This window comes from Microcoleus sp. Z1_B2, assembly GCF_036700325.1.
Taxonomy (GTDB): Bacteria; Cyanobacteriota; Cyanobacteriia; order Cyanobacteriales; family Microcoleaceae; genus Microcoleus.
In genome coordinates, this window is sequence record NZ_JAUBOQ010000005.1 from 101,189 (window position 1) to 127,892 (window position 26,704).

Here is a 26,704-nt window from a genome sequence, read left to right on the forward strand (position 1 = left end):
GGTGGCAGGCTTTTGTAATGTGTTAGCGCTGCGCTGAAGGTTGAATGTTTTGCCAAGTCAATCAAAATGTCGTAGCAGGGGCGATGCTGTCTCGCCCCTGCGTTTAGTTTAAACAGCGCGCAGGGGCGATCGGCTTACCAATGTATTTAGGATTACATTTCTAAATTAAAATACAGTAAAATCGGTAAATTATAATCTACCTTTAGGTAGGTATTTACTGACATGAGTTATATATAAAAAAATGTTCTATTTTATATAAGAAAACCAAACTGAACGAGAAAAAATATCTGTAGCTAAATTAACTTTTTAGCGTTATAGTGATTTACAGATTACAAAAACTAGGTGACTCACTTGGCTGACATCGTTGATACCGCCGTTTCGGCAGGCTCTTTTACTACCCTAGTTGCTGCCGTCCAAGCCGCTGGTTTAGTAGATACTCTTAAAGGCGCTGGCCCCTTCACTGTTTTTGCGCCTACTGACGAAGCTTTTGCTAAGCTTCCCGCAGGTACTGTAGAAGCACTGCTTAAGGACATTCCTAAGCTGACAAAAATCTTGACTTATCATGTCGTTTCTGGCAAAGTTATGGCCGCTGATGTGGTCAAGCTGAAATCTGCCAAGACAGTGGAAGGTTCAGAAGTTAAAATTGATGCTTCCAATGGCGTCAAAATCAATGATTCTACCGTTACAACAGCCGATGTTGCTGCTGATAATGGCGTCATCCACATTATTGATTCAGTCTTGCTTCCTGCGTAAGCACAGACTTAGATAGCGCAATACTATCTTGAGGGCGGTGGCTGTTGTTAGCCACCGCCCTGTTTTCGTTGAGGTTTAAATATTTTAGGCTGCTCAATAATTAAAACTATTATATAGCCATCCTTGCAGGAGTCGTAAATTTTTTACCCCACCCCAACCCTCCCCTTGGTAAGGGGAGGGAGTAAGAAATTCACAAATGATTTAGGATTGCTATAGAGTAGGGGGAATTGGCCGATCGCACTGGGCTTGAGTCTGTCCCAAATTTGTCGCTGCTGGAGTTAGTGGCAAAAACTGCGACAGGTACTCTGGACAAAATTTTATCAAAAAAATAAAAAAGTGCGATCGCGTTAGCAATTGCCGATAATTAGCGGCCCACTTATTTTGCACTCTCGGGCTGATTCCCGGTTGATGCGTAGATACCATGCCACCAAACCCAACATTTCTCCGAGAAACTGGGTTTACCAGGCCTTGTCCTAATTAAGATACAATAAGAGCCACAAAGAAAGTGCGATCGACATTATTTGACATTCAAGCTATGCAATCTACAACTCAGTCCGAGACAGAACCGGCGATGGACGCTCCCAAACACGGCTTACCCGTTACCATCATTACAGGATTTCTCGGCAGCGGCAAAACAACCCTGCTCAACCACATCCTGACCAACCAGCAGGGTTTGAAAACAGCAGTTTTGGTAAATGAATTTGGCGAAATCGGCATCGACAACGAACTGATTGTCACCACCGACGACAACATGGTTGAGCTGAACAACGGCTGCATTTGCTGCACTATTAATGAAGATTTAGTTAATGCAGTTTACAAAGTTCTGGAACGTCAAGAAAATCTCGATTATCTGGTAGTCGAAACAACCGGACTCGCCGACCCGCTGCCAGTAGCAATGACTTTTTTAGGCACAGAACTGCGCGACCTGACTCGTCTCGATTCGATAGTTACAGTAGTAGACGCAGCCAACTACAGCTTAGATTTATTCAACTCTCAAGCAGCTTACAGTCAAATAGCTTACGGCGATATAATTATCCTCAACAAAACTGATTTGGTTGAAGAAGCAGATTTAGATTTGTTGGAAGTTAAGATTCGGGATGTCAAAGAAGGTGCTCGAATTCTGCGAACAGTAAAATCGCAAGTTCCCCTACCGCTTGTCCTCAGCGTCGGATTGTTTGAATCGGACAAATATTTCCAATCTGAAGAAACTCCTAGCAGTCACGACCATCACGACCATCACGACCATCACGACCATCACGACCATCACGACCACAGCCATCACGACCATCACGACCACAGCCATCACGACCATCACGACCACAGCCATCACGACCACAGCCATCACGACCACTCCGACCATTTAGAAAATGACGGATTTACCTCAATTTCTTTCCTGAGTGACAAGCCGTTTTCTCTGAGAAAATTTCAATATTTCTTAGACAAACAAATGCCAACAAATGTGTTTCGCGCGAAAGGGATTATGTGGTTTGAAGAAAGTCCCAAACGGCATATTTTTCACTTGAGCGGCAAGCGATTTACGATGGACGATGACCAGTGGAAAGGCGATCGCAAAAACCAGCTTGTTCTCATCGGTCAGGGTTTGGATACCGAGACTTTGCGATCGCAACTCGAAAACTGTCTTTGTATGCCTTCAACCAATCGCGGCAAAGGTTTTGGGAAAAACTAAAGGTTACTGGTTCCCAGGCTCTGGCCTGGGAACCGATGTAAGCGAGGCTCTGCATCTCTGGTACTTAGGAAGATAGGAGGCAGAGCCTCTGGATCTGCGTTACCAGGCCAGAGCCTGGTAACGAGTAATTACCTATTACCAATTACCGATTTCCCATGCGAGTCATCATCCAGCGAGTAAAATCATCTCAAGTCGAAATTGACGATCGAATTATTGGCAAAATTGGCCGCGGACTTAACTTGCTTGTAGGTATTGCAGACACCGACACCGAAACAGAACTCGATTGGATGGCTCGCAAATGCCTGGAATTGCGTTTGTTTCCCGACTCTGCCACGGATACCGGGCGCTGGGACAAGTCAGTACAAGACATTGGCGGCGAGTTGCTGGTTGTCAGTCAGTTTACTCTCTACGGGGACTGCCGCAAAGGTCGGCGACCTTCCTTTGACCGAGCAGCGGCTCCTGAACGAGCCGAAATTTTTTATGATAAATTTGTCGAAAAGTTGCGCCAGAGCGGCTTAAAAGTCGAAACAGGCTTGTTTGGAGCGATGATGCAAGTCTCGATCGAGAATGACGGGCCGGTGACTTTGGTATTAGAGAAAGAATCAGGGTGAATTGTTTGCAAACAAAGCTCTGTGTGCTTCTTTCTGATTCCTTCTTCCTTCTTGGATAAGATCAAATTTTCAGATTAACCGGGTTTCCTAACTGCTGTTGCGTAGGTTCTGAAGACATTGCAGATAGCTACACTCTGCCAAGTCTCGATTCCACAATCTCTAACGGCCAAAACCCCCTCAAATAGCCAGTTATTAGATTGTCCACTCAGCGGCCTGGCAGCACCCTCAGTTTTCCTGGCGATCGCCCCACGCACATAACAGCTCAGAATGCTTGTAAAGTAAGGCTTTAACGGCAATAAAACCAATCTTCCACAGCCAGCGATTAGAATCAGATTCAGCAGCCAAAAACTGTTGCATGAGAGAGTGGAACACTGGCATAACTACGGTTATCTCTACTTCCGTAACATTCAATGTATAGAGAGTTGAATCAGCACAGCAAGCGAAACCGCCAGCAACTGCCGCCTCACACTCTGACAAATGTCCTCGCACACCCGCTGTGCCCTACCACCCGATAAATGCCATGACTGCCAAAACTGCCACCACCGTCAACTGCAACACCGCTTCTGGCTTCAACTGCATTCCGGCTACCTCCAGCGAACCAAACGCCGAAATCAATACTGTTCCCAGCATCGATATCCTCGCTTTGGCTGACTTCGCCCTCAAAGAATTGCAAGGGGAAATGAAAACTGCCAGCCGCAGCGCTCAAGCAGTGGCGATGCGGATTGCTAAGGAAGTTGAACGGATTTGCCAAAAAAGCGATCGCATCCAAATTTCCGGCGAAGTTGAAGCTTGGCAAATCACCTTGGCCGAGCACCGGTTGCAAAAAACCCTGCAATACTACCGCCTCGGTTCCAAACAAGGCCGCGTCGAACTGCATTCTCACCTCGCGGCGATGATTTACCGCCATGTTGCTTCTTTCCGATCGAACTTGAACTTCCAAGCTCGCTACAACATGATTGAAGACTTTTTGCAAGGCTTTTACATCGAATCTCTGCGAGCTTTCCGTCGCGAACATCAACTCGATGTCACCTACCAGCCCCGCACGCAGCTAGAATTGGCTGAGTACATGGCTTTTACCGAACACTACGCCAAGCGCCAAATCGGTTTGCCCGGCCGCAACCGCCAACGCCTGATCGTGTTGCGCGCTCAAGGATTTGCCAAGGGCCAGCCTCCCGAAACTGCGATCGACATTGAAATGGCTGTAGAATCCGGCAAGGGAGAAGATGCGGAAATTTACAGCCGCTCTCCGGCGCTGCAACAAGTGCGCGAGCAAATGGTATCGGAAACTGTCGATCCTGCTGATGCTGTGCTGCGCGATCGAGTAGTCTCGGAATTGATCGCCTATCTGGAATCGCAAAATCAGCCAGAATGCGTGAATTACTTAACTTTAAAATTGCAAGACCTTTCGGCTTCGGAAATTGACCGCGTGCTCGGTTTGTCTTCCCGCCAGCGCGACTACTTGCAACAACGGTTTAAGTACCACGTCGAAAAATTTGCCCGCACTCAAAATTGGAAACTCGTCCACGAATGGCTGGGTGCTGATGTCGATCAAAAGCTGGGAATGACTTCGGACAAATGGGAAGCTTTTCGCGCTCAACTGTCGCCGGAAATGCAGCAATTGTTAGAAATGAAGCGGAATCAAGAAAGCGACAAGGCGATCGCCACCGCGATCAAATGCACTCCCAAACAAGTCCAAAAACGCTGGGCGCAACTGTTGGAGCTGGCTAGCCAGACTCGCAACAGCAACCAAGCTTAAGTGGTACTCAAATATGAATGCAACTGTTTTCTTGAGACTGGAAAATGCGATCGGGTGCGGCATCTACACAGGACTGCCCGCCCCGGCGTCCGCTCTCAACTCAACAAGGGCTGCTACTAATTTATCGCCGCTTATTGGCAAATTCAATTTATTAAAACAACATTACTTTTTTTAATATCTTTCGTTCCCTGGTTAGACCGGGGAATTTGTTTTTATTAGTCAGTAGTCAGTAGTCATTAGCCATTAGTCATTACTCATTAGTCATTAGTCATTAGTCATTACTCATTAGTCATTACTCATTAGTCATTACTCATTAGTCATTAGTTAGGACAAATTGCTTGCTGAAGAGGCTACCGGGCATATATTCATAATGATTTTAAACATAGGGTGTAGCATAATCAAGGCAAAGTTTTTCAAATGTGTTTGCCCCAAATATCTCACCTAAAAGTCTATTTTTAAAGTAATAAATTATGTATATAGCAATCCTAAATCATTCATGTAAATTTGTAGGGTAGTGCTACCCCTACTCCCCGTGCCTACCCCCTATCTATCGGGGCAACCACGGGGAGTAGGGGTCGGATTGCCCCTACAATAATTACGCGAATAATTTAGGGTTGCTATATATTTTTTTGCTCCGTTAATGTACAGTATCAAAGTCTAATTTCTAAAAGTATTTTTCTATATAAATAGTTAGAAACCGATTGTGAAACTTGAGGGTGCGGAAGGTGGATGAAAAATTAAAAAGTCATCTATCCAAAGACAGAAAAAAATTAAAATAAATATACTCATCCTACTATTTTGTTTCACTTAATCCTTCATAAGAAGGAAGCATCAAATTTGAGATATATCTAAAATGGGGTCATAAGTTGATATAGATAGAAAAGGAAGGACTGGTATGTTACTTTACAAAATTGAAGATTTTAATCCCAACTACCGCGAAGCTGCTTTTAATGGCGAAGATATCAAAGGTCTGGATATCTATGCTGGAAATACAGATGAGAAGATTGGCTCAATTGATACAGCGCTAGTTGATGAGACAGGACGTTTCCGATATTTTGTGGTTGACACGGGTTTCTGGATATTTGGCAAGAAGGTATTAGTTCCAGTTGCACTTTGTCGAGTTGAGGTTGATGCAGAACGCATCTACGCGACGGGTTTGAGGAGTAAAGACCAAGCAGAAAGACTACCCAGGTATGAGGATGGGATGGTGGTTGATTACGATTATGAAGAACAAGTGCGGGGTGTTTATCGTACTCGAACTGTAGAAGGGTCTGCACCTGTAGAAGCATCATTGCCTTTAGAAACCTCATTGCCTGTACAAGCATCTGCACCAGTTTCTATGCCGCGTTCTGTCTCTAACCAAGCTAAGGCTGCTGGTTATGACCGCAACACATACACTTACGAACAAGAGCCTCAATTGTATCAGATGAACGATCGCGAGCATCACAAGTTCCGACTCTACGAAGAACGACTGGTTGCAGAAAAAAGCCGTCACAAAGCTGGCGAGGTAGCAATTGGCAAGCGAGTTGAAACCGAAACGGCACGAGTTTCCGTTCCTACAGAAAAAGAGCGAGTTGTAATTGAGAGTATAACTCCAGAAAAGGCAGGTGCGCCAGTAAATCGAGATACTCCCTTCCAGCAGGAAAAGGTGATGCGTATGGAAGTTTACGAAGAAACGGCTGATATCAAAAAAGAAGCTTTCGTCCGCGAAGAAGTTAACATCAGGAAAGAAGTTGAAACGGAGATTGTTGAGGCAAGGGAAACACTGCGTCGTGAAGAGTTGGACGTGAAGAGGGAAGGGCGTTAGAGTGCGAATGAATTTAACAAGGGTTTGTAGTTAGTTGCGCTGTCTTCGCCCACATGAGCTGGGTCAGCTAAAAAGCTGGCAGGATACTTTGTTTTTAGGATGGTTTGGTTCAATGGGTGTGGCAGCGATTTTCTATGCCATGCTGGCGCTACGTAAAACGGGGTTAGAGTCAGCTTGGGTCATTGGTAGCCTAATTATTTGCGTGTCAATAATAGCCCACTGGTTTACTGCTGTGCCATTGGCGAAACCTTATACTAAAATGCAGCGTAAAAGACAAACTTTTAATGATTTGGTAGGTAGATGAACAACCCCAACCTAGCCAAAAAACAAGCCATAGAACAAGAGCAAGGCGAAATTTTGCAACAGCTAGAAGATTGGCTGGAAGCTCCCATGCTGGTGCTGGCATTTGTGTGGCTAGCCCTATTTATTATTGAATTAACTTGGGGATTAAATCCACTGCTAGAAGTCGTTAGCACTACTATTTGGATTATCTTTATTGCCGATTTTCTAGTTAAATTTGCCTTAGCTCCGCGCAAAATTTCCTATATTAAAAGCCATTGGATAACGGCTTTTTCTCTGCTGTTGCCTGCTTTGCGTACCTTGAGGATTGTACGAGTGGTGCGAGCATTCAAAACAGCACGGGCTGTGCGAAGTTTGCAGTTGTTGCGAGTTATGACTGGTACGAATCGAGGGATGCGGGCATTAGCTGCGAGTGTTAGCCGTCGCGGATTTGGTTATGTCGTAGGACTAACGATAATTATTACCTTGGTAGGTGCAGCAGGGATGTATGCTTTTGAAAAAGATGTCGCCGATGGTTCCTCCGGGTTAAATAATTACGGCACAGCGTTATGGTGGACGGCAATGCTAATGATGACAATGGGTTCGGAATATTGGCCCAAAACGCCAGAAGGTCGCATACTTTGCCTTGTTCTGGCACTCTATGCGTTTGCGGTTTTTGGTTATGTAACTGCGACCATCGCCACATTTTTTATTGGTCGCGATGCAGAGGATGACGAGGCAGAATTAGCAGGAGCGAAATCAATTGCAGCACTTCAAACGGAAATTGCTGCCTTGCGGGCTGAGATTCAGCAATTATTAAATCAGAATTCAAAGTCTTGAATTAGGTAGATGCCAACATCAAGTTTTTGTCAGCACTGGCACTACTTTTTCGCCAAACGCCTCAATAAACTGCTCTTGCGATCGGTTAACGTTGTGCAAAATTAGTTCATCAAACCCCAATTCCATATCTTGTTGCAACCACTCAATATGCTGCTCTTGGTCTGCCGAAATGCGGACGTGTTGATATAACTCCTCTGGTTGCACAAACTCCCCGGCCGCATCAAATTGATCGGGTGTTATCAGTTCTGTCAGCATTTTACTTTTGAAGATATTACTACGCCATTGATGATGAGCGCCTTGTAGTGCTTTCTCTGCATTACTGTTATAGGAAAGCTGCACTTTCAAAATCATTGGTTTCCCTTCTCCGCCACCGCGACGAAACGCATCGACGACTTTTTTTAACTTTTCAGGTGGGCGAGAAGTAGTAATTAATCCATCTGCCCAACTGCCCACCCATTCTGCGGTTTCTGGCGTAACTGCGGCGCCGATAATTAATGGGAGAATTTCCGGGCGGGTATAGAGTTTTGCATCTTCTACGCACACTAAACCGCGATGGGTGACGGTTTCTCCTGCCCAAAGGGCGCGGATAATATCGACACATTCTTTGAGGCGCGCGTTGCGATCGCTCTTAGTAGGCCACTTATCCCCAGTAATATGTTCGTTCAACGCTTGACCGCTGCCAACCGTTAGCCAAAAACGATTGGGAAACATTTCTCCCAACGTTGCCGCAGCTTGGGCAATAATAGCCGGATGATACCGCTGTCCGGGAGCGCAAACAACCCGATAGGAAAGCCTCGCCGTTGCTTGCATTGCTGCACCCAACCAAGACCAAGCAAAACCACTTTGTCCTTGCGCTTCACTCCAAGGATGAAAGTGATCGGAAGAAAGGGCATGGGTAAAGCCAGCTTGTTCTGCCATTTGGACATATTTCAGCAGTTCGCTGGGCTTAAACTGTTCGTGGGAAGCATGATAACCAATTTTTGCCATAAGTTTTTAGGAGTTTTGAGTACAGTAGGGGCGGTGCCAAGAGTGCCCGCCCTGAGTTTTGAGTACAGGGCGGTGCCAAGAGTGCCCGCCCTGAGTTTTGAGTTAAAATATCCAGACTTAAAAGCAGGTGATTTAATCAGGACGCCTTGTAAAAGTTTTGAGCTTTGAGTTAGATAAGTTTTTAATTCAAAAAAATTGTTGTACTCAAAATTCATAACTTTCTGCATAACGGGCAAGCTTATGAACCGAAAATTCGCCGATAGCGAGCTTCAATTACCGAGTAGATGCCATAGGCAATTAAACCCAAAGGTACTAGAGCCAAAATCACTGGACTAAAAGGCTGTTGTGCCACAATTCCCAACACATCGCCCAATCCTTTCGTTTGACTGGCATCCGATAGCCTTGCTGCTTGAATTAAGAAAAAACCGATTATAACGAAAACAACTCCACGGGCAGCAATTCCGAATCGACCCAACCGTGTCGCCCAAGTTTGCTCGGTTTGGCTCATTTCATTTAGCTTGAAATGGCGGCGAAATTTGGCTTTATATGCTTGGTAGAAATAAGAAAAACCGACACCAATAACAATTGAGCCTGCCAATCCTACCAGCCATTCTCCAAACGGTTGCGCTAAAATTTGGGCTGTCAAATCTTCGGTTGTATCGCTCTTACCGCCGCCGCCTGAACCCATTATCAGTTTTACAGCCGTTAAAGCTAAACCTGCGTAAGCTAAAGCACTTAAGGCGTAGCCAATGCGTTGGGCAATTCGCTTGGCATCCATTTTCTGTCCTTGGTTTTCTGGGTCGAGAATTGCCTGAACGATACGCAAAAGGGCATAACCAATAATGCCAATCGTTACAAGAAATAGCAGAAATTTACCGAAGGGTTGGTTAACAATTTCTGATAATGCACCGCTAGTATCGGTTGTCCGGCCGCCCATACTGAAGACGGCTTGTGCTGCTAAAAAACCGACAATAAAGTAAACTAAGCCTTTGGAAGCATATCCCAATCTTGCCAGTCGCTCAAACCAGGGATGAGAAGCTGCCTGTCCAATTGAGTCTTTAATGCTGTCGGTGGGTGAGTTGTCCCGTTTCATATTTTTTGACAATTTAGTTGTTAACGACTGCTGCCATACCCAATAGTGCATTCCTGTCCAGCTAACTGAGTTCTTAAACAGATAATTTATGTGATTATTTATTAATTTAAAGATTAGCTTGTTTAGATTTTTTTAAAATCTGTCTTGAGCGGGAGTCTCATCGGTTGATTGAGTAATAAATTTCACATTTATTGGGCTTGACAAATATAGCTTTAGGGGCTATGAGATGGCTTCCATGATGGAGGAGTCTGCCAGCGGTCTAGTATATCTTTGATTAAAACTTCTTTAACCCAAATTTGAATAACAATTAGAATTGGTAGCGCTAAAAATAATCCCAAAAAACCAAAGAAAAATCCGAATGCTGTCACGAGAGCTAAGGTGTAAGCGGGAAGCAGAGATACCTGCTTTTCCATAATGATAGGTGTGACCAAGTTGCCTTCAATTTGTTGAATTAGGAAATAAAGCAACAACACCGCGCCTGCTTTTGAAGGCGAATCTAATAAAGCCAGCAGCAACGGTGGAATTACGCTTAAAATTGCGCCCATATAGGGAATTAAGGCTAATATGAATGCCAGAAGCCCGTTCACAAAAGGCAGGGGAACTTGCAAAACCAACAAACCAATAATGCTCGTAATACCAATAAAACTCATGCTTAATGCAACGCCGGCCAACCAACCCATTAAACCCTCTTCGCATTTTGAGAGAATTTCATCGGCTCGCTGACGGTAAAAAGCCGGAAAAAGGCTGATAATTGCGTGGCGGTATGGCATCGGATTTACCAGAAGCATGATTGTCAAAACGGTAATTAATAAGGTATTGATAATCAAGGTTAGATAGTTGGAAAACCACAGATAAATATGCGAACTTGTCCACCGAAAAAGCGTTTTAATTTCTTGGGTTAAATCGTCAATACTGGGAAGGTTATCAACTATTTGTCCGGGTAATCTTGCTTGCAACCAATTGCTCCAAAGTCGCAGTTGTTCTATTCCTAGCGGGACGAGTTCGGACAACTCTTGAAATTGATTGCTCAGGCGCGTTACGATGAGAGTTAGCAAGACAGCGCTCGCTGTGACTAGAATCGCCGCTGCTAAGGCGATCGCCACTCCCCGCTTCGCACCCGACTGCTGCAATCTTCGCACTAAACGGTTGAGAGCGATCGCTAAAATTACGGCGGTAAAAAACAGTAAAACAATCGTTCTAATTTTCCACAAAATATAGAGCGAGGCTACCAAAGCAAAAAAACCGATCCACTTTCCTAAACCCACAACAAAAGCCTCTCTATTCACCAACACTTAACTGGAGCAGGGAGATTTTTTTGGCTAAACTTTCTACAGCGAGAGTGAGCGATCGCATCAATTCCGAATCCTCACTGTATTCTGCAGAAGCCAAATTCATCAGCCGCTGACTTTGGCTAATTTCTATTTCCTGGCTCCAATCTTGTGCGGTACTATCTTTATAAACCCCAATCGTTATTCCCTGTTGTTCATTCAAAAGCGAAAAACAAGGAATATCTGATGCCCCATCACCCACATAAATGACTTGTGTTAGCGGGATGTGCAATTCTTCCGCCGGAACATCCCGATAAACAAATGTTTTGCCATCGTCTTTTGGATTGTTGTCAACGCCTTTGGCAAGTTGAAACAAATAGCGAGTTTTTTCCGTGTGAGTTACAATTTTTTTGACAAACTCAATCTCGCCCTCTTTACCATAATGGAACTCGCAACCCCACATCGCCTTAAACTTGGGGGCGATGCAATTATTACGGGCAATTTCCACCATGCCGCAGCTAATTATATAAAATTCAACTTCCACTTTGGGGTTGATTGCATAAGCGCTTTGGCGTAGGCGATCGAACATTTCTGCAACGCCATCAAAAGGCGCTAATTTTTTCCCAAAATTTGCTATATATTCCTGGGTTATTTTGTTCCCTTGACGCTTAGATTCCTCGATAATTGCGTAAAATCTGGCTAGAATATCGTCCCAACCGCTATCAATTAAAGGTTGAATTCGATCGCGACGAAAGGCGAGGGCATCAATATTGAGGCTTTCTAACAGACTATCGACGGTATCCGGGACAAGGGTATCGTCGAAGTCAAACACGACGGCGATATAGTTAGATAAAGGTTTGGTTGCGAGAGTCATAACAATTTGAAAGTGAAGGTTAACTAACAACAGCAACTTGATAGTTGCGATTTTCCCAATTTTGGGAAATAGTCTAGAAAAAAGTAAAGTGAATCCCAGATGTTTGATTGCGATCGATTGCAATATCTAAAAATTCTATTCCGATTGCAGTTGAGGGGGAGTTTGTATCTGTTACAGTTTGCCAGTTATCGCCAGACAAATGTAACTATTATTTTTGCGAAATTATGGCACGTTTACCTCCTAACGCCACTATAAAAACCCTGTTTAACTTCCTCCTCCACTCGTGCCAATTATCCCGGTCAGTTGTAAAAGATAGATAACTGCAAAGCAAGCAAAAAAGATTCCTGCAATTACCGTTCCACCCCAGATAAACTTCGAGGGTCGCAATTCCTTGGGCAGCATTCGATGATTCACATAAAGCGTTAATCCAGTCACAATGGGAATGTGAGCTGCTTCAATGCCTCCAGCCATTTGTAACAAGGAAACGGGTTCGCCGAAAATCAGATAAATCGCAATGGGTAACGCAGTTAACAGCACTATAATATAAAATCGCTGCAAAAATTTTTCATTCGTCCAACGACCCTGCACGCCAAATCCTTGCAGTAAAATTTGCGTGCCATCGGCAAACATCCGCCCAAAGCCATCTTGGACTGAAAGCGTGGTGCTACAAAAAGTAATAAAAACAATTGCCACCATAAACCAAAAGCCAAATGGCCCCCAAAGGTCGCCTAGCAAACTACCCAAAATTTCGGCTACTTGTTGTTCTTTTGGCACTAATCCTTGGGGACGCAACAACTCGCCACCGAGAATCAAAAAAGCGAGTGCCGCTAACAGCGCACCTACGACTGCTAAGGTGTTGGAGAAACTCATTAAAGTCACCCACCCCTGCAACCTTTTTACTTGTTCGTGGCCGATTTCATTAAAATCAAGGGGTTGTTCTTGTTTGAGGGAAGCAGCACCGTATCCTCTGGCTTCCACCCAATAGGAATACCACATCAATCCTGCTGCCCCTGCTAGCATAAAACCCAGCCAAGGTAGGATTTCTTGATATTGCACGTTTTGGGGAATTTGAGGTACTAACCCCGCTGCGAATTGTCGAAGGTTGGGAAAAACAAAAATCGCCGCGGCTACCACGGCCAACGTGCGGCCGATGCCGATAATTGAGGAAATTTTCTCAACAACTTTATACTGCCCCATGAACACAATTGCTGCCGTCACAGCGATAATGATCACTGTCCAAAGTTTAACTGTTCCTCCTGTTACTAGAATCAGTGCTGTAGCGGCGGCACCTGCAAGTCCGGCAACTGTGGAAATTGCTACTACCACCTGCGGCAATAAAATCAGCCAAATCGTCCAATTTTTCGGTCCAGGAATTTGCTTAAAACCTTCTAAAATTGTTGCACCCGTACAAACCGAAAACCGCCCGACTTCGTTGTTGATAAACCACTTGAGGATAACAGCCGCTAGCAGCGCCCACAACAGCGAGTAGCCGTAAAGTGCTGCAATTCGAGGTGTAAATAGTAACTCACCAGAACCAGCAGCCGACAGCATCCATAAAAAACTCGGCCCCAACCATTTAAAGCGATCCCAACCCTCTGGTGGCTGCGGGATTTGTTGATTTGTATTTTCACCCTGTTGGTTAGTTATTTGTGCAGAAGAACTGCGATCATCGCTATCTCTATTCATTGTTATTACTAGATTAGTAACTGGTCAACACCGATCGATTTACCCACGATTTATGGTGAGGTTGAAATTGTGGATTTTCATATTCCGGTGCTTCACACTTCGTTAAAACGACGCTTGCTGGTGGCTTTTCCCCAAAGCCCGATTAAACCAAAGACAATTGCGATCGCCAGCAAAAACGTTACATTGAACTGAATGTCAAAGCCACTTGCATGATTGTGCCAACGTAAAACTCACCGCAGGTCTTTGCCAATTGCAAATGAGGGTACGCGCAAAGCCAAAAAAACTGCTGCTAGTCCCAAAAAAACGGCAATCTCCACGACGAATGCGATCGCACTCAGGCTTGACTAGGTTCTCAAATTTGAGAGAGGAGTTTTCCTTCCCAATTACAGCGATCGAACCAGCTAGAAGCCTCCACAATCGCATTCGTGGTTGAATTTTTGAATGGGTCAGGTTTTCTTGTACTCAAGGAATTAATTTTGTACAAAGATGCCTCCTAACACTGCCACTCTTACATTTTCACCCTACACCTCTGTATGGCAAAGATTGTGCAAAATTAAAGCAAATAGCGGAATATCTTACTTAAGATATATTGCTTTTACATTCAATTTTAAAATCACCAAACTTAAGATAGATGTTGCACAACTATTTTTTCTCTACAGACACTTTTTAGAAAAACCCAAAGCTCATTCTCAGGTTAGGCGCGTCGCTATTGTTTAGTTTGTATGCTGAGAACTACGAAGTTCATATAATTTAACAAGAGCGAGATGACACAAAATAGCGATCGAGCCAGCCAAGCAATAGAATTGCTGGGTCAACAAAAGTTGGAACTAAGCGATCGCGATCGTGAAGAGATCATTGAGCGAATCCGTCCCACTGCCTTAATCATTCACGAAACGATTAGGATTGAGGGTGAAAGTGAGTTGTTGCGTCCAGTTTCAGCCCTAGCTTGGTCTGGATTAGCTGCAGGACTATCTATGGGATTTTCCCTGGTGGCTCAAGGTGTACTCCAAGCAAATTTACCCCAGCAATCTTGGAGTTCTATCATTGTCAGCCTTGGGTACAGTATCGGCTTTGTCATCGTGGTGATGGGGCGTCAGCAATTGTTCACTGAAAATACTCTGACAGTCATTCTGCCTTTGTTAAACGATCGCAGACCCAAAGTTTTTATGCGAGTGCTGCGATTATGGGGAATTGTCTTAGCAAGCAATTTGTTCGGTGCATTCATATTTGCCTCAATAGTTGCACAGCCTGGAGTCTTCCCGCCTGAATTTCAAAAAGCGTTTGGCGAAATAGGTTTAAGAGTTATCGATGGAGGATTTTGGATAACTTTATTGCGGGCAATCTTTGCGGGTTGGTTAATTGCTTTAATGGTCTGGCTTCTCCCCGCCGCTGAGTCTTCCCAACTGTGGGTAATTGTGATCATCACTTCCCTGGTTGGGCTAGGTGAATTTCCTCATATTATTGCCGGATCGGTGGAAGTTTTCTATGCAGTGGCAATTAAAGCTGTTTCCTGGCCAGAATATTTTGGCAAATTCATGATACCTACCCTAATTGGTAATATTTTAGGCGGAGTTACCTTAGTCGCTGCCTTAAACCATGCCCAAGTTGCTCAAGATGACCTCTAGAAATTGAGCTAAAATAAACGACATTATACCAATTTAAGGTGAAGTTGCACATATCTCGATCCCCCTAAATCCCCCTTAAGAAGGGGGACTTTGAGAAGAATCTTGTCCCCCCCTTAATAAGGGGGGCTAGGGGGGATCGAGATATGTGCAGCCTCATAAAAAATTGGTATTAAGGACATGGAGAACCCCGATTTCTCTAAGAAGTCGGGGAGGTGCGATCTTAATATAGAAGGAGAGTGATGATGACTACAAACTGGCGTGGCTATCGAGTTGCAGCTTGGGTAGGACAGGCGTTATTAACAATAGCAGTAATAGGTGCTCTGAGTCAGGGAAAATGGCAAAATGCCTTGGGGTTAGCCTTATTCTTAGTAGCATCCCTGGCGTTTGTGGTGATGGTCGATCGCTTGCCAACGCTGTTTGATTTCCTGTTTGTGCTTGCTGCCTTACTCAACGCCGGAGGCTGGGTTTTCGGACTGTTTTACCAACCGGGACCTTATGATGAAATTGTTCATGCTTTCACGACTTTTGCCGTGACTTTAGCATTGAGTTTTTTAGCATACAGTTCAATGCTGACTATTTTTCGCAACCATAAACTGCTGTACTTGCTAACAATAACCAGTTTTGGGATTGCGATTGGTGCTTTGTGGGAAATTACCGAGTGGACGGCTGGTATTGTTCTCTCAACCGAAGTGATTGGGAGCCTGGATGATACGATTATTGATTTAATTATGGATAGTTTGGGAGCTGCAATAGCTGCCATAACGGGCTTATGGACGTTGCAAGAATGGATGCGCCCCAGTGCGACAGTGGGGAATCAAGCATCTATCGCCAATAGTCCGAGCGATCGCACTTAACTGAACTGAAAGGAATATTATCATTTTTTCTTCAATCATCTTTCATCAGATAGATATTTTCTTATTGCCTCCGACAGATGGCAAGCTTTGGAGACTTGAGGTTAAATGGATATATAAGCAACATTTTGAAAGAATGTAGAACGTAGAACACAGACAATCGACCTTGAGCCAAAGTAAATTTTTAATAATTTAAATTTTCTTTTCACATTACTGCAAGAGGTTGGTTGTTGCGATTTAGGAGGATTTTATGAAAATAAAATCATTTTCAACGGCAATTGGACTGGTTCTGTTGGGTTCAACCATTTATTTACCGGAAATTGCCCTAGCTAGCGCCAAACCCTCTATCCAAGTAGCTCAACGAAGAGTAGTCGGCTCGGATATAGACAGTTTTACCGCGTATCCAGTACAGCGATTAGATCCGGGAACTCAACTCTTTTTCGTGCTGCGAGGAACCCCGTATTCTAGAGCTACCTTGACTATCCCAAATGCAGTGCAAAATCTGCCGATGCGGGAGGTTCAACCCGGAGTTTACGAGGCAAACTACATGATTCGCGAGGGCGATCGTATTTCCGAAAATACAGTTGTGCGGGCAAATTTGCAACAAGGCGATCGCATCAGCAGCACCCGCTTGCAACAACCTCTAGTAGCTGGTTATAGCGATCGCCGCTTTCAATCTTTGTCTATTAACCGCTTCACTGCTCAATCCGTACCGCAGTTAGAGCCGGGAACCACGCTCAATTTCAAATTGCTCGGCACTCCCAACGCTACAGCTAATTTCTCCATTGAAGGAGTTGCTTATAACATTCCCATGCGGGAAGAATCCAACGGCGTTTACACAGGGGAATATACGATCCGCAGCCAAGATTATTTCCCCCCTGCAGGTGCGGCGGTTACTGCTAGTTTGCAGTCGGGAAATCAAGTTATTCGTTCCCGTTTAGATCGAGAACTAATTGCTGGCGATGATGGCAGTTCCAACACTGCCGAAATCCCGCTAGAAATTATCACTCCCGAAGAAAATGCTCGCGTCAGCGGGACGGTTGAAGTGGAAGGACGCAGCGCCCCAAATGCGACAGTTAATGTCAACGTTCAGGCTACCTCTTCTGTGGCAGGTTTATTTGGAGTTGAACGAAATATCCTCGAACGCACAATTCGGGCGGATGAACAAGGTAAATTCAGCTTTGCTTTTAAGCCGACCATTTCTTTACCAGGAACCCGATACGAGGTGAATCTCACTTCTAGCAGAGGCGATCGCACCAGCGAAGAAACTTTGGTACTGTTTCAAAATTGAGCGGTGACTCGCGACTATTTGCCCGCGCAAAATCGGGCACACCTGACTAAATTTGAAAGATTCCATCAGGAGATATCTATGTATCAACTAAAAAATCCCTGAAAAAAAACGCCAGGGATATTACAAATCATCTCTGGCAGTTTATTAATCGGTATGCCAACCATGCCTCTTGTTGCATCAGCAACTCCTCAGATGAAACGACTAAATAGGATGGCAATTAAGGAGTTTTAAGAGTTCACCCTGACGGTCAAGTGTTTTTGAATTAGGTTATAAAAAGACCCGGTTTTGAGTACGAATTCTGTAGCTTCATCAACAAAATAAACAGAAAAAATCAAGGAGGTTTTTCAATGGTTAATAATCGTTTGAACAATTCCACTCAAAAGCTCTCGAATGCTAAGGGAGGAGCGATCGCCCTCGCACTAGCAGCTATCCTGCTTCCGGCTTGTACTACCCCACAGCGACAAGCAACGGCACCTGCACCTGCACCTGCAACACCCGGTACGGTTCCCACGACAACCGAGAATGTGGTTGATAAAACAGCACAACTGCTTGGCAAAACTGTGACCATCAGAAGCGAACCAGTCAAAAAATTGGGGCCATCGACCTTTACAGTTAGCGATAAGGAGTTTTTTAGCACCGAATCGATTTTGGTTGTCAATGCCACCGGCAAGCCCTTTGTGCTGCCGACTGAATCAGATCAAGAAGTTCAAGTAACAGGAACAGTTCGCAATTTTGTCCTTGCAGATATTGAGCGCGAGTACAAATTAGGCTTAGAGCCAAACTTGTACGCCGAGTACGAAAGTAAACCTACGATCGTTGCACAATCGATGGCGCTAGCCCCCACACCGGGTGAACTCACCTCAAACCCCCAAAAATACTACGGCAAGACACTGGCGGTGAGCGGTGAAGTCGAAAGCCTCAGAAGTCCAAACTCGTTCACTTTGGATGAAGACAAATTAATTGGCGGACAAGACTTGTTAGTGATACACACAGTTCCAAAACCAACCGTGCAAGAAGGTGAGAAGGTTGCCGTAACCGGCGTGCTGCGTTCGTTTGTCGTCGCTGAACTTGAGCGGGACTACGATCTGCAATGGGATTTGACCTTGAAGCAGAAGCTAGAAGCCGAGTATACCAACAAACCTGTCTTAGTTGCTACAGGAGTATATCCGTCAGCCATTCCTCAGTAACCAATACACCTCTCTCATAACTACTGCGGGGAGTAGGGGTTAGGCATCCTGTCCTGCCCTTAACCGAGTTTTCTGCAGAAGTCTAATAGCTAACCACCAGGCGATCGCTTGCGACAGGAAGACAAGCAGAACCTCTTTCTTACCTCGTTTATTTTGATGCTCAATTCAGCAATAAGGTGGATATAATGAATCAACCAGAATCCGTGCCGCAACCGCTGACCCAAAGCGAATTCGTCGCAACTTTTCGCTTGTTTAGTAGATTTAGCTTCTGGATACAGTTATTCTTGGGTGCTGTTTCCGGCATTGTTTTATTATTTGCTATGTTGGGTCGCAACATGGGCGAACAAACCAATAATGCAGGTATTGGTTTCGGGGTAGTTTTAGCAATAGTGGGCCTGTTATTGCTGGCGTTTAGAATATTTTGGGATTTTCGCTATCGGCTTTTAGGCCGACTTTTGCACGCCGAAAATTCCCAGGTATATCCCAGCAAAGAACATATTACTCACACCTTACGGATTGGATTAGTTTCTAGTTTGGTGGGGGTATTAATCGCGTTTGTCGCATCTGAAGAAACAGTGGCTGTAGTCCTAGCAAAAACTCTGAGTCAACCGCAAGCGCTCGCAGCTTATACGCCAGAAAATGTGATTCGTTCTCTAGATATTTTTGTGACGATGGCCAACGTCAATCTGATTGGCGCTCACTTTTTTGGAGCTGTTACTTCTCTTGGGTTACTCAATTGGGTAGAAGAGTAGTTGGCACCATGGGCGATCGCTAAAGGCAAACACAACTTCTATGTCCTTATGATTGACAAGGCCTGGCCGATTTAACTAAGGTTGGTGGCGAAAGCACTGCCTTGGCTCCCAGAGAGCGAAGACAGTGCAGCTACAAGCTAAACAAGTTGGCTATTTGCATGAACATCTAATCGGAAATAGCGATCGCTCCTGCTAATGGTAGTCAGTCTGAGCAACCGTTTTTTTTTCGTAATTGATTTATTATAGTGACAGATATTTCATCGAGCTTGAGATGGATAGATTTTGAATCTGGACAAACATAACTTAGGCTCATCTTCCGAAAGATGAGCTATACCCGTGGCATTCAGCTTCCTAAATGGCCCTGTGACCGGGTTTCTGAACAAAGCCATTTCCAACAGTTTCTCTATTAAGAAATTTACTGCAATGAAAGACCTCTGGTATAAAAACGCAATTGTCTACTCCCTCGATGTTGAAACCTTCATGGACTCGGACGGGGATGGTGTCGGCGACTTTCATGGACTGATCGACCGTCTAGACTATTTATCCGCGCTAGGAATTACTTGTTTGTGGTTGCTGCCGTTTTATCCTTCCCCTAACCGGGACAATGGTTACGACGTGATGGATTACTACAACATTGATCCGCGACTGGGAACCCTGGGAGATTTTGTCGAGTTCATGCACCAAGCAAGGGAACGAGGCATTCGCGTACTGATCGATATGGTAGTAAATCATACGTCCAATCAGCATCCTTGGTTTGTGGCAGCCAAAAGCGATAAAAACTCCAAGTATCGCGATTACTATGTGTGGTCAGAAAATCCACCCAAAACTGATCCAGAACAACTGATATTTCCCGATGTCGAGGACAGTATTTGGGAGTACGATGAACAAGCAAAAGCTTACTATTTGCATCACTTCTATAAAGAACAGCCAGATTTGAATATTGGCAATCCGGCTGTACGAGAAGAAATATGCAAAATTATGGGTTTCTGGCTAGAACTGGGCGTGTCTGGATTTCGCATTGATGCTGTTCCGTTTTTAATTAAAGGAATTGGCATCGAAGGTGCAGACCCCGAAAAGCTGCGAGGTTTCTTGGAAGAAATGAGAGATTTTGTGTCATCGCGTCAGGGTGATGCTGTGTTGCTGGCAGAAGCAAATGTCGATCGCGAGCAAATTTCTATCTACTTTGCTAAGGGCGACAGAATGCACATCCTGTTCAACTTTTTGCTGAACCAGCATCTGTTTTTGGCCCTGGCGCGTCAAGAATCCACAGCATTGCGCGAGGGACTAAAAACCTTACCGGATATTCCTGATATTTGTCAGTGGCTTAATTTTGTGCGCCACCATGATGAACTGACGCTAGATCGCATTACTTCATCGGAACGAGAGGAAATTTTTGCAGCGTTTGCCCCTGAGAAAACTATGCAAATTTTCGGGCGCGGGATTCGTCGCCGCTTACCACCGATGATGGGAGGATCTCGTCGCCGGATTGAACTTGTCTACAGCTTGCTTTTCACCCTGCCTGGTACACCCATGCTGCGCTATGGGGAAGAAATTGGCATGGGGGATGACCTTTCGCTGGAAGGTAGAGACAGCGTTCGCACGGTGATGCAATGGTCAGATGCAGCGAATGGTGGCTTCTCGACGGCTGCAACTGATACTCTTGCCAGACCTGCGATCGCCACGGGAGAATATGGTTACAAACAAGTCAATGTCGTCGCAGCGCAGCGCGATCCTGGCTCATTAATTAACTGGATGGAACGTGCAATCAGCATCCGCAAGCAATGTCCTGAGTTGGGTAGGGGCAAGTGGCACCTTCTGGAAACCGACTGTCCCTCGGTGTTAGCCCACTGCTGCGACTGGGAAGGCAGGACGGTGATTGCTGTCCACAATCTCGCCGACAAACCTTGTACCGCTACGCTCAAATCTAACGAATACAGCAATCTGTGCGACTTATTTGGCGATCGGCTCTATGAATCTCTCGATGCCGAATCGCCATCTATTCCCTTAGAAGCCTACGGCTATCGCTGGTTTCGAGTCAATCGAATCCAGGGGTAAAAAAGTTAATGTTGAGGGAAGAACTAGCGACGTGGGCTCGTAGGAATGTACTTAGCAGTATTCTTGTCTGGAAGCGGTTGTATCTGACCTTGATTGACCAAAGCTTGATGAATTAGGGCAGTAGCACTACCCCGACTCAGCAACTCGTTCGGATTAAGAGCTCTGGGATCTGGATAGTTGACCACTATCTTTGCCTTTGTCGCTGCTGCCACTGGCTCAACCGCATATTTAGGAAGTTTCTCGGCATCTTTATAGTACGACTTGAGAAAATCTAATGCTGAATTTTTAGCAGGCGCAGTTGCAGCTTTTGTCGTTGTTGGTGGAACAGTCTTAGCCGGTTTAGGTGTGGGGGCCGCCCCAGGCTGCAGCCTTGCGACTACAGGTAATAACGGCTGCATCAAAACAGTCGCTGCGAGGGGAAATGCCAAACGGTTCCTAGCAATTCGACGTTTATTTACTGGAGTTTGCCTTGCTGGAGTTGCAGCAGCTCGATCGGTTTTGACAACAGGGGGATTGTAATCCATATTTAAACCCCTCATTAACACAACTAATGCTTGTGCCTTAGTCAAGGACTGCTTCGGACGAAACTCATTTCCGGGAAAATCATTCATAAATCCCGTTTCATAAGCTTCTTGAATCGGAGTTTCTGCCCAGTAGTTTTTAGGCACATCCTTAAAGTAACTTCCACTCGGTATCTTTCTAACGCTGGCTCGATTAAAAGCTTGGCGGATCATCGCCGAAAATTCATCCCGATCCACAGCCTGTTTGGGTCTAAAAGTTCCGTCTAGATATCCGGTAACAATCTCTTTTTCAGCTAAGGAATCAATAAACGGACGCGCCCAGTAATTCGGCGGTACATCAGGAAATTTCGATTTAGCTTGTTGAGCAGCAACTTGCTGGGAAGTTAGCACAAAGCCAGTGCCACTGACACTAATTGCTAAAGCTAAAAAGGCTACGCTGATTGACGGTAAATGCCTGCGATTAGTCATGATAAATTTCCTCCTGATTTTTGCATTTTTAACGATACTATTTGGCTGAGTTAAAGCGGATTACGTTTTTTTCTATCCGATTCCCATTCTGTTTTTACAACATCTAACTCTTCGCGACGTACTGTGTCTGTTGCCTCAACCGTATCTTGCTCAACTTCTTTTCTGATTTGCACTTCCTCGCGCACGAACGCTTGCTTTTTGATATTGACGGTTTCTTCGTAGATTTCCAAATGTGCCATTTCTTCTTGATTGAAGGCGGTATCTGGAGTTACGCGACTCCCTACATATTCGGGAGTTGTGTGCTCAATCACAACTCGCTCTTTTTCTACAGGAACTTCCAGTTGTACCGTTTTGGTCTCAACTTGTTTGCCAATTATTACCTCGCCTGTTTTGCGACGGGTTTTATCTGCAACTAATCGTTCTTCGTACAGTTTGAGTTTTTGATGATCCTGTTCGTTCATCTGATACAATTGGGGCTCTCGCTCGTAAGTATAGGTATCCCGGTCATAAGCAGGATTACTAGCTTGAGGCAAGACAGAATGCGTTGTAGAAACTGGAACGGGTGCTTCTAAAGGTAATGATGCTTCTACTGGTACAGACGCTTCTACTGTTGAAGTTCGATAAATACCCCGCACTTGTTCTTCATAATCGTAATCAACTGCCATCCCATGCTCATACCTGGGTAGTTTTTCCACTTTGTCTTTACTCTGCAAACCTGTAGCGTAAACACGCCGCCCATTAAAATCAATGTGACAAAGAGCGATGGGAAGTAAAACTTTTTTGTCAAAAATCCAAGAACCAGTCTCTACCACAAAATAGCGGCAACGTCCTGTCTCATCTACCAGCACAGTATCGATCGTGCCAATTTTATCATCGGTACTTCCGCCATACACATCCAGCCCTTTGATATCATCGTCCTCAAAAGCGGCTTGGCGGTAGTTGGGATTAAAATCCTCAATTTTGTAAAGTAACATTGTTGTTTCCTGTACTATCTACATCAACTTGTGTACCTACTTTAGATAGATATCAGGTCTAATACTTCCTTCTTATGAATGATTCAGCAAATTGAGAATCATCAAAATAGCGATAATTTTTTATATTTTTCTATCTTTAGGTAGATGAATTTAGGATTCCTGTACTCAAAAGGGTGAATTTATCTAATCATTCGTAGGTTGGGTGGAGCGAACCTACAACGTTTCTGCCAGCAAATATCACAAGGATTTATTAGGTTTTATTATCACCTTAACTATCACCTTAACTAGGGGATATCCTAGAAAATCAAGGGCATCTCTAAAGGATCTGCTGGTTTTTTTTTAAAGGAAATTTCCATTTTAGGATCGAAGTTACTACTTTTGATATTTAAAAATTTTAACTTAAAAAGATTATGCCCATCGGTAGATATTTTGGTAATGATGATTAAGTAAAATTAAATTACCTTCAAGAAAAAAAATGCTCACGTAACGCAGGGGTTAATCTTTTATGACTTATCCAGATCGATCGGGCAGTCCACTCACTGAGCCTACAATCGTCAATCCGCTGGTGGATTACCACGATCGAGTGAGGTGGGGGCCAATTTTGGCAGGAATTGCGATCGCTCTGGGTACTCAACTAATTTTAAGCGCTTTGGGAATGGCGATCGGATTAACCGCAGGTGCAACAGGCGCGGATGCAGGTTCCGTTGGTATTGGGGTCGTAATTTGGTCGATTATCAGTTTGCTGATTTCCCTTTTTTTAGGCGGTTGGGTGATGGCTCAAAGCTGCGGCCCGATGACCAAGAAAACAGCATTTTTGAATGCAGCAATTCTTTGGGGAGCTACATTAGCACTTAGTGCTTGGTTATTAGGAAGCGGGATATCGGGTGCTGTTGGCGCTGCCGCTGCTAATGCTGGAGAAATTGCCAATCAAGTACAACAACAGGGCGGCGTTAATATACCCAATCAAGCCCAGAATGTAGGCCCAAATCAAGTTCGCGATATAGCTGGTAATACAGCTAAAGCTACTTGGTCTTTTCTACTTGGCTCTTTGCTGAGTTTGGCAGCGGCAATGATGGGTGGTGCTGTTGGCGCTCGCAAACCTCGCGTTTATGCTTGATTAGCGGTCAACCACCCACCACTAATCGGAGTACCGATATAGTGGGGGCACAGAAATTGCCAAGTTGACCAGTCTAGGTGTTAAATCACTACGTTTAAGGCAAGTGTTAAAGACCTACCAGAGAATGCGTTGCTAGTTCTCTGCTCTAGAACTTAAAAGTTAAACAGGTGTAAGGGTTAAGCCAGTGCTTTTAAGATAGTTACCGACCTTAAACATTGACGAAGCTAACATTACCCCGAAAGGGAGGACTTAAAATGTCTAACTTTGTTTTTGTACTAGATACCCAAAAACGACCGCTCAATCCAATCCACCCAGGAATGGCCCGTAAATTGCTAACTAATGGCAAAGCTGCTGTTTTTAAAGGGTATCCATTCACACTAATTCTCAAGGTAGAGGTAACAGCAACCCAAAAACCAATCACTCTCAAAATAGACCCTGGCTCTCAAACCACTGGGTTCGCATTACTGCAAGGAGAAAAAGTAATCTTTGGCGCAGAACTGACTCACCGAGGTCAAGCTATTAAAGCCAGCCTTGAATCTCGTCGTTCATTACGTAGAGTCCGGAGAAATCGCCATACTCGTTATCGTCCAGCTAGATTCCTAAATAGAACTCGCCTTAAAGGTTGGCTAGCCCCAAGTTTGCAACATCGCGTTGAAACAACTATAACATGGGTGACTAAATTGATGAAAGTAGCCCCCATTGTTTCTATTGTTCAAGAACTTGTGCGGTTTGACTTACAACAATTAGAAAACCCGGAAATTTCTGGAATTGAGTACCAACAAGGCGTTTTGTGTGGCTACGAGGTTCGGGAATATTTGCTCAACAAGTGGGAGAGAAAGTGTGCTTACTGTGGTATTACAAATACACCATTACAAGTCGAACATATTCATCCCAAAGCTAAGGGTGGTTCTAATCGCATTTCTAATCTTTGCCTTGCTTGTGAAAAGTGCAATATCAAGAAAGGAACTCAAAATATAGAGCAATTCCTGTCTAAAAAGCCAGATGTTTTAAAACGGGTTTTGTCTCAAGCAAAGCGTTCTTTAAAAGATGCGACAGCCGTCAATTCAACTCGTTGGGCATTATTTAATCGGCTTAGCATGATTGGTTTGCCTGTTTCTACTGGCAGTGGTGGCTTAACAAAGTTCAATCGCACTCGATTAAGTCTAGCTAAAACTCACTGGTTAGATGCAGCTTGTGTTGGGAACGTTGAATCGCTGAAAATTTTAACAAACAAGCCGTTGTTAATTAAAGCTACTGGGCATGGGACGCGCCAAATGTGTCGTACCGATAAGTTTGGATTTCCATGTCGCTATGTTCCCCGGCTTAAGTTTGTTAAAGGTTTTCAAACTGGAGATATTGTCAAAGCAATCGTTACTTCTGGCAAGAAAGTTGGTAAATATGTTGGGCGTGTTGCCGTCAGAACAAGTGGTTCGTTTAATATTTCCGCATCAGAATTGGTGTCGGGGGTTAGCCACAAATATTGTTCAATTATTCACAGAAAGGATGGTTATTCGTATGCAGCATAAACCTTGCCCCCCTTGGACTCCCACCACGCTCCCTGAGTACAGGTGAGCGTGGGGGTCTCCAAGGGGGAAGACAGATGAACAAGCTAAAAACCTTTTCTAAGGTTTTGGCATAGAGATTTAAAAGGAGATAAAGCGATGCAACAGCAGAGTATCTGGCAAAAATATACCAGGTTAACAAGTTCGATCTTGTTAACGGCAACGGTATTAGTTGCTCCCTCGTTCGCCGCTAATACAAATCAAAAACAGATTCAAGGTGACTATCTACTAGCGCAAGCTTCAGACAACTGTCGCCAGGTTATTGCGAGGAATGGCCTTAATGTTCGGCGACAACCGACGGCTAACAGCGAAGCGGTTGGTATCATCGGTTCCGCACGAAATGTGACGATTCAAAATCTTGGTGAGAATGGCTGGGTACCAATTTCAGCCCCGCTACAAGGCTACGTATATGGTGGTTTTCTCGGAGCGTGTGAAGCCGCAACCGCCCCGCCTCCTACTGACTGCCGCCAAGTTGCAGCAGCCAGAGGAATTAATGTACATCAAGCACCTTCCACTGATGGGGAAAGGGTTGGAGTCGTCGCGAGTGGACGAAGAGTGACGATTGAAAGTATAGGAACAGATGGTTGGGTGCCGATTACAGTGCCTCTGAGAGGCTACGTCCAAGCTGAAAACCTGGCGTATTGTAGTTAATTGAAAAAA

The 26,704-nt window shown here is 44.6% G+C and carries 25 protein-coding genes; 17 read left to right on the forward strand and 8 right to left on the reverse strand.

What is annotated here, in order from left to right:
* The first annotated feature begins 351 nt into the window (after window positions 1-351).
* The 3 genes from QT984_RS04290 to dtd all read left to right on the forward strand — a co-directional run bounded on the left by QT984_RS04290 (window position 352) and on the right by dtd (window position 3,051).
* A complete protein-coding gene (locus QT984_RS04290; protein ID WP_333053794.1) occupies window positions 352-753 on the forward strand; it encodes a fasciclin domain-containing protein in 402 nt (133 codons plus the stop codon).
* Window positions 754-1,288: 535 nt separating this feature from the next.
* The gene (locus QT984_RS04295; protein ID WP_333053737.1) at window positions 1,289-2,440 is read left to right on the forward strand and encodes a GTP-binding protein; all 1,152 of its coding nucleotides are present in this window, start codon (window positions 1,289-1,291) and stop codon (window positions 2,438-2,440) included.
* A gap of 155 nt (window positions 2,441-2,595) precedes the next feature.
* The gene (gene dtd, locus QT984_RS04300) at window positions 2,596-3,051 is read left to right on the forward strand and encodes a D-aminoacyl-tRNA deacylase (protein ID WP_333053738.1); all 456 of its coding nucleotides are present in this window, start codon (window positions 2,596-2,598) and stop codon (window positions 3,049-3,051) included.
* Window positions 3,052-3,276: 225 nt separating this feature from the next.
* Here the strand turns inward: dtd and QT984_RS04305 are convergent, their stop codons facing one another.
* Complete coding sequence (locus tag QT984_RS04305) at window positions 3,277-3,528, reverse strand: hypothetical protein (RefSeq protein ID WP_333053739.1); 252 nt, start codon at window positions 3,526-3,528, stop codon at window positions 3,277-3,279.
* Between the two features lie 43 nt (window positions 3,529-3,571).
* Here QT984_RS04305 and QT984_RS04310 point away from each other — a divergent pair, with 43 nt between their 5' ends.
* From QT984_RS04310 to QT984_RS04325, 4 genes are all read left to right on the forward strand, one after another.
* On the forward strand, window positions 3,572-4,807 hold the full coding sequence (locus QT984_RS04310) for a HetZ-related protein (RefSeq protein ID WP_333053741.1): 1,236 nt from the start codon (window positions 3,572-3,574) through the stop codon (window positions 4,805-4,807).
* 895 nt (window positions 4,808-5,702) lie between these two features.
* Window positions 5,703-6,614 (forward strand): DUF2382 domain-containing protein, encoded by a 912-nt coding sequence (locus QT984_RS04315; protein WP_333270929.1) that lies wholly within the window; start codon window positions 5,703-5,705, stop codon window positions 6,612-6,614.
* Window positions 6,615-6,702: 88 nt separating this feature from the next.
* Entirely contained in the window at window positions 6,703-6,918 is a 216-nt protein-coding gene (locus QT984_RS04320) for a hypothetical protein (RefSeq protein WP_333240660.1), read from the forward strand.
* Window positions 6,915-7,733, forward strand: a complete 819-nt coding sequence (locus tag QT984_RS04325) for an ion transporter (RefSeq protein WP_333053743.1) — start codon at window positions 6,915-6,917, stop codon at window positions 7,731-7,733. The genes QT984_RS04320 and QT984_RS04325 overlap by 4 nt, the downstream gene beginning before the upstream one ends.
* Window positions 7,734-7,751: 18 nt before the next feature.
* Here the strand turns inward: QT984_RS04325 and QT984_RS04330 are convergent, their stop codons facing one another.
* The 5 genes from QT984_RS04330 to QT984_RS04350 form a co-directional block, all read right to left on the reverse strand.
* A complete protein-coding gene (locus QT984_RS04330) occupies window positions 7,752-8,720 on the reverse strand; it encodes a TIGR03885 family FMN-dependent LLM class oxidoreductase (protein WP_333053744.1) in 969 nt (322 codons plus the stop codon).
* A gap of 238 nt (window positions 8,721-8,958) precedes the next feature.
* The gene (locus QT984_RS04335; RefSeq protein ID WP_333053745.1) at window positions 8,959-9,813 is read right to left on the reverse strand and encodes a DUF1206 domain-containing protein; all 855 of its coding nucleotides are present in this window, start codon (window positions 9,811-9,813) and stop codon (window positions 8,959-8,961) included.
* Window positions 9,814-10,025: 212 nt separating this feature from the next.
* Window positions 10,026-11,078 carry an AI-2E family transporter gene (locus tag QT984_RS04340; RefSeq protein ID WP_333270925.1) on the reverse strand — a complete coding sequence of 351 codons (1,053 nt, stop codon included), beginning with the start codon at window positions 11,076-11,078 and terminating at the stop codon, window positions 10,026-10,028.
* A gap of 13 nt (window positions 11,079-11,091) precedes the next feature.
* A complete protein-coding gene (locus QT984_RS04345; RefSeq protein ID WP_333373322.1) occupies window positions 11,092-11,955 on the reverse strand; it encodes an HAD hydrolase-like protein in 864 nt (287 codons plus the stop codon).
* A gap of 264 nt (window positions 11,956-12,219) precedes the next feature.
* Window positions 12,220-13,641 carry an Nramp family divalent metal transporter gene (locus tag QT984_RS04350; protein WP_333373325.1) on the reverse strand — a complete coding sequence of 474 codons (1,422 nt, stop codon included), beginning with the start codon at window positions 13,639-13,641 and terminating at the stop codon, window positions 12,220-12,222.
* 69 nt (window positions 13,642-13,710) lie between these two features.
* Between QT984_RS04350 and QT984_RS04355 the strand changes: the two genes are divergently transcribed.
* The 7 genes from QT984_RS04355 (at window position 13,711) to QT984_RS04385 (ending at window position 21,402) form a co-directional block, all read left to right on the forward strand.
* Complete coding sequence (locus QT984_RS04355; RefSeq protein ID WP_333053750.1) at window positions 13,711-13,833, forward strand: hypothetical protein; 123 nt, start codon at window positions 13,711-13,713, stop codon at window positions 13,831-13,833.
* A 572-nt stretch (window positions 13,834-14,405) separates the two neighbouring features.
* Window positions 14,406-15,266: a formate/nitrite transporter family protein gene (locus tag QT984_RS04360; protein WP_333373328.1), complete on the forward strand. Its 861-nt coding sequence runs from the start codon at window positions 14,406-14,408 to the stop codon at window positions 15,264-15,266.
* A gap of 239 nt (window positions 15,267-15,505) precedes the next feature.
* Complete coding sequence (locus tag QT984_RS04365; RefSeq protein ID WP_333053753.1) at window positions 15,506-16,120, forward strand: hypothetical protein; 615 nt, start codon at window positions 15,506-15,508, stop codon at window positions 16,118-16,120.
* Between the two features lie 247 nt (window positions 16,121-16,367).
* A complete protein-coding gene (locus QT984_RS04370) occupies window positions 16,368-17,408 on the forward strand; it encodes a hypothetical protein (RefSeq protein WP_333211187.1) in 1,041 nt (346 codons plus the stop codon).
* 347 nt (window positions 17,409-17,755) lie between these two features.
* Complete coding sequence (locus tag QT984_RS04375; protein WP_333373331.1) at window positions 17,756-18,595, forward strand: hypothetical protein; 840 nt, start codon at window positions 17,756-17,758, stop codon at window positions 18,593-18,595.
* Window positions 18,596-18,780: 185 nt separating this feature from the next.
* Window positions 18,781-19,347, forward strand: a complete 567-nt coding sequence (locus tag QT984_RS04380; RefSeq protein ID WP_333053759.1) for a DUF3611 family protein — start codon at window positions 18,781-18,783, stop codon at window positions 19,345-19,347.
* A gap of 423 nt (window positions 19,348-19,770) precedes the next feature.
* Window positions 19,771-21,402, forward strand: coding sequence for an alpha-amylase family protein (locus QT984_RS04385; protein WP_333373334.1), 1,632 nt, complete (start codon window positions 19,771-19,773; stop codon window positions 21,400-21,402).
* Window positions 21,403-21,425: 23 nt separating this feature from the next.
* Here QT984_RS04385 and QT984_RS04390 read toward each other — a convergent pair whose 3' ends face one another.
* A complete protein-coding gene (locus QT984_RS04390) occupies window positions 21,426-22,391 on the reverse strand; it encodes an S-layer homology domain-containing protein (protein WP_333053761.1) in 966 nt (321 codons plus the stop codon).
* Between the two features lie 50 nt (window positions 22,392-22,441).
* Window positions 22,442-23,365, reverse strand: a complete 924-nt coding sequence (locus tag QT984_RS04395; RefSeq protein WP_333053762.1) for a DUF2382 domain-containing protein — start codon at window positions 23,363-23,365, stop codon at window positions 22,442-22,444.
* A gap of 505 nt (window positions 23,366-23,870) precedes the next feature.
* On the opposite strand from QT984_RS04395, the gene QT984_RS04400 reads away from it, so the two are divergent.
* The 3 genes from QT984_RS04400 to QT984_RS04410 all read left to right on the forward strand — a co-directional run bounded on the left by QT984_RS04400 (window position 23,871) and on the right by QT984_RS04410 (window position 26,695).
* The gene (locus tag QT984_RS04400; protein WP_333053763.1) at window positions 23,871-24,482 is read left to right on the forward strand and encodes a hypothetical protein; all 612 of its coding nucleotides are present in this window, start codon (window positions 23,871-23,873) and stop codon (window positions 24,480-24,482) included.
* Between the two features lie 254 nt (window positions 24,483-24,736).
* Complete coding sequence (gene iscB, locus QT984_RS04405) at window positions 24,737-26,008, forward strand: RNA-guided endonuclease IscB (RefSeq protein WP_333053764.1); 1,272 nt, start codon at window positions 24,737-24,739, stop codon at window positions 26,006-26,008.
* A 135-nt stretch (window positions 26,009-26,143) separates the two neighbouring features.
* Entirely contained in the window at window positions 26,144-26,695 is a 552-nt protein-coding gene (locus QT984_RS04410; protein WP_333053765.1) for an SH3 domain-containing protein, read from the forward strand.
* Window positions 26,696-26,704: the final 9 nt, after the last annotated feature.

Bases quoted from the DNA above. Each gene is read 5' to 3' on its own strand.
- QT984_RS04410 (WP_333053765.1), top strand. From the start codon at position 26,144: ATGCAACAGCAGAGTATCTGGCAAAAATATACCAGGTTAACAAGTTCG.
- QT984_RS04390 (WP_333053761.1), bottom strand. From the start codon at position 22,391: ATGACTAATCGCAGGCATTTACCGTCAATCAGCGTAGCCTTTTTAGCT.
- QT984_RS04350 (WP_333373325.1), bottom strand. From the start codon at position 13,641: ATGAATAGAGATAGCGATGATCGCAGTTCTTCTGCACAAATAACTAAC.
- QT984_RS04380 (WP_333053759.1), top strand. From the start codon at position 18,781: ATGAATCAACCAGAATCCGTGCCGCAACCGCTGACCCAAAGCGAATTC.
- QT984_RS04385 (WP_333373334.1), top strand. From the start codon at position 19,771: ATGAAAGACCTCTGGTATAAAAACGCAATTGTCTACTCCCTCGATGTT.
- QT984_RS04400 (WP_333053763.1), top strand. From the start codon at position 23,871: ATGACTTATCCAGATCGATCGGGCAGTCCACTCACTGAGCCTACAATC.
- QT984_RS04295 (WP_333053737.1), top strand. From the start codon at position 1,289: ATGCAATCTACAACTCAGTCCGAGACAGAACCGGCGATGGACGCTCCC.
- iscB (WP_333053764.1), top strand. From the start codon at position 24,737: ATGTCTAACTTTGTTTTTGTACTAGATACCCAAAAACGACCGCTCAAT.
- QT984_RS04365 (WP_333053753.1), top strand. From the start codon at position 15,506: ATGATGACTACAAACTGGCGTGGCTATCGAGTTGCAGCTTGGGTAGGA.
- QT984_RS04360 (WP_333373328.1), top strand. From the start codon at position 14,406: ATGACACAAAATAGCGATCGAGCCAGCCAAGCAATAGAATTGCTGGGT.
- QT984_RS04325 (WP_333053743.1), top strand. From the start codon at position 6,915: ATGAACAACCCCAACCTAGCCAAAAAACAAGCCATAGAACAAGAGCAA.
- dtd (WP_333053738.1), top strand. From the start codon at position 2,596: ATGCGAGTCATCATCCAGCGAGTAAAATCATCTCAAGTCGAAATTGAC.
- QT984_RS04375 (WP_333373331.1), top strand. From the start codon at position 17,756: ATGGTTAATAATCGTTTGAACAATTCCACTCAAAAGCTCTCGAATGCT.
- QT984_RS04335 (WP_333053745.1), bottom strand. From the start codon at position 9,813: ATGAAACGGGACAACTCACCCACCGACAGCATTAAAGACTCAATTGGA.
- QT984_RS04310 (WP_333053741.1), top strand. From the start codon at position 3,572: ATGACTGCCAAAACTGCCACCACCGTCAACTGCAACACCGCTTCTGGC.
- QT984_RS04330 (WP_333053744.1), bottom strand. From the start codon at position 8,720: ATGGCAAAAATTGGTTATCATGCTTCCCACGAACAGTTTAAGCCCAGC.
- QT984_RS04370 (WP_333211187.1), top strand. From the start codon at position 16,368: ATGAAAATAAAATCATTTTCAACGGCAATTGGACTGGTTCTGTTGGGT.
- QT984_RS04315 (WP_333270929.1), top strand. From the start codon at position 5,703: ATGTTACTTTACAAAATTGAAGATTTTAATCCCAACTACCGCGAAGCT.
- QT984_RS04345 (WP_333373322.1), bottom strand. From the start codon at position 11,955: ATGACTCTCGCAACCAAACCTTTATCTAACTATATCGCCGTCGTGTTT.
- QT984_RS04395 (WP_333053762.1), bottom strand. From the start codon at position 23,365: ATGTTACTTTACAAAATTGAGGATTTTAATCCCAACTACCGCCAAGCC.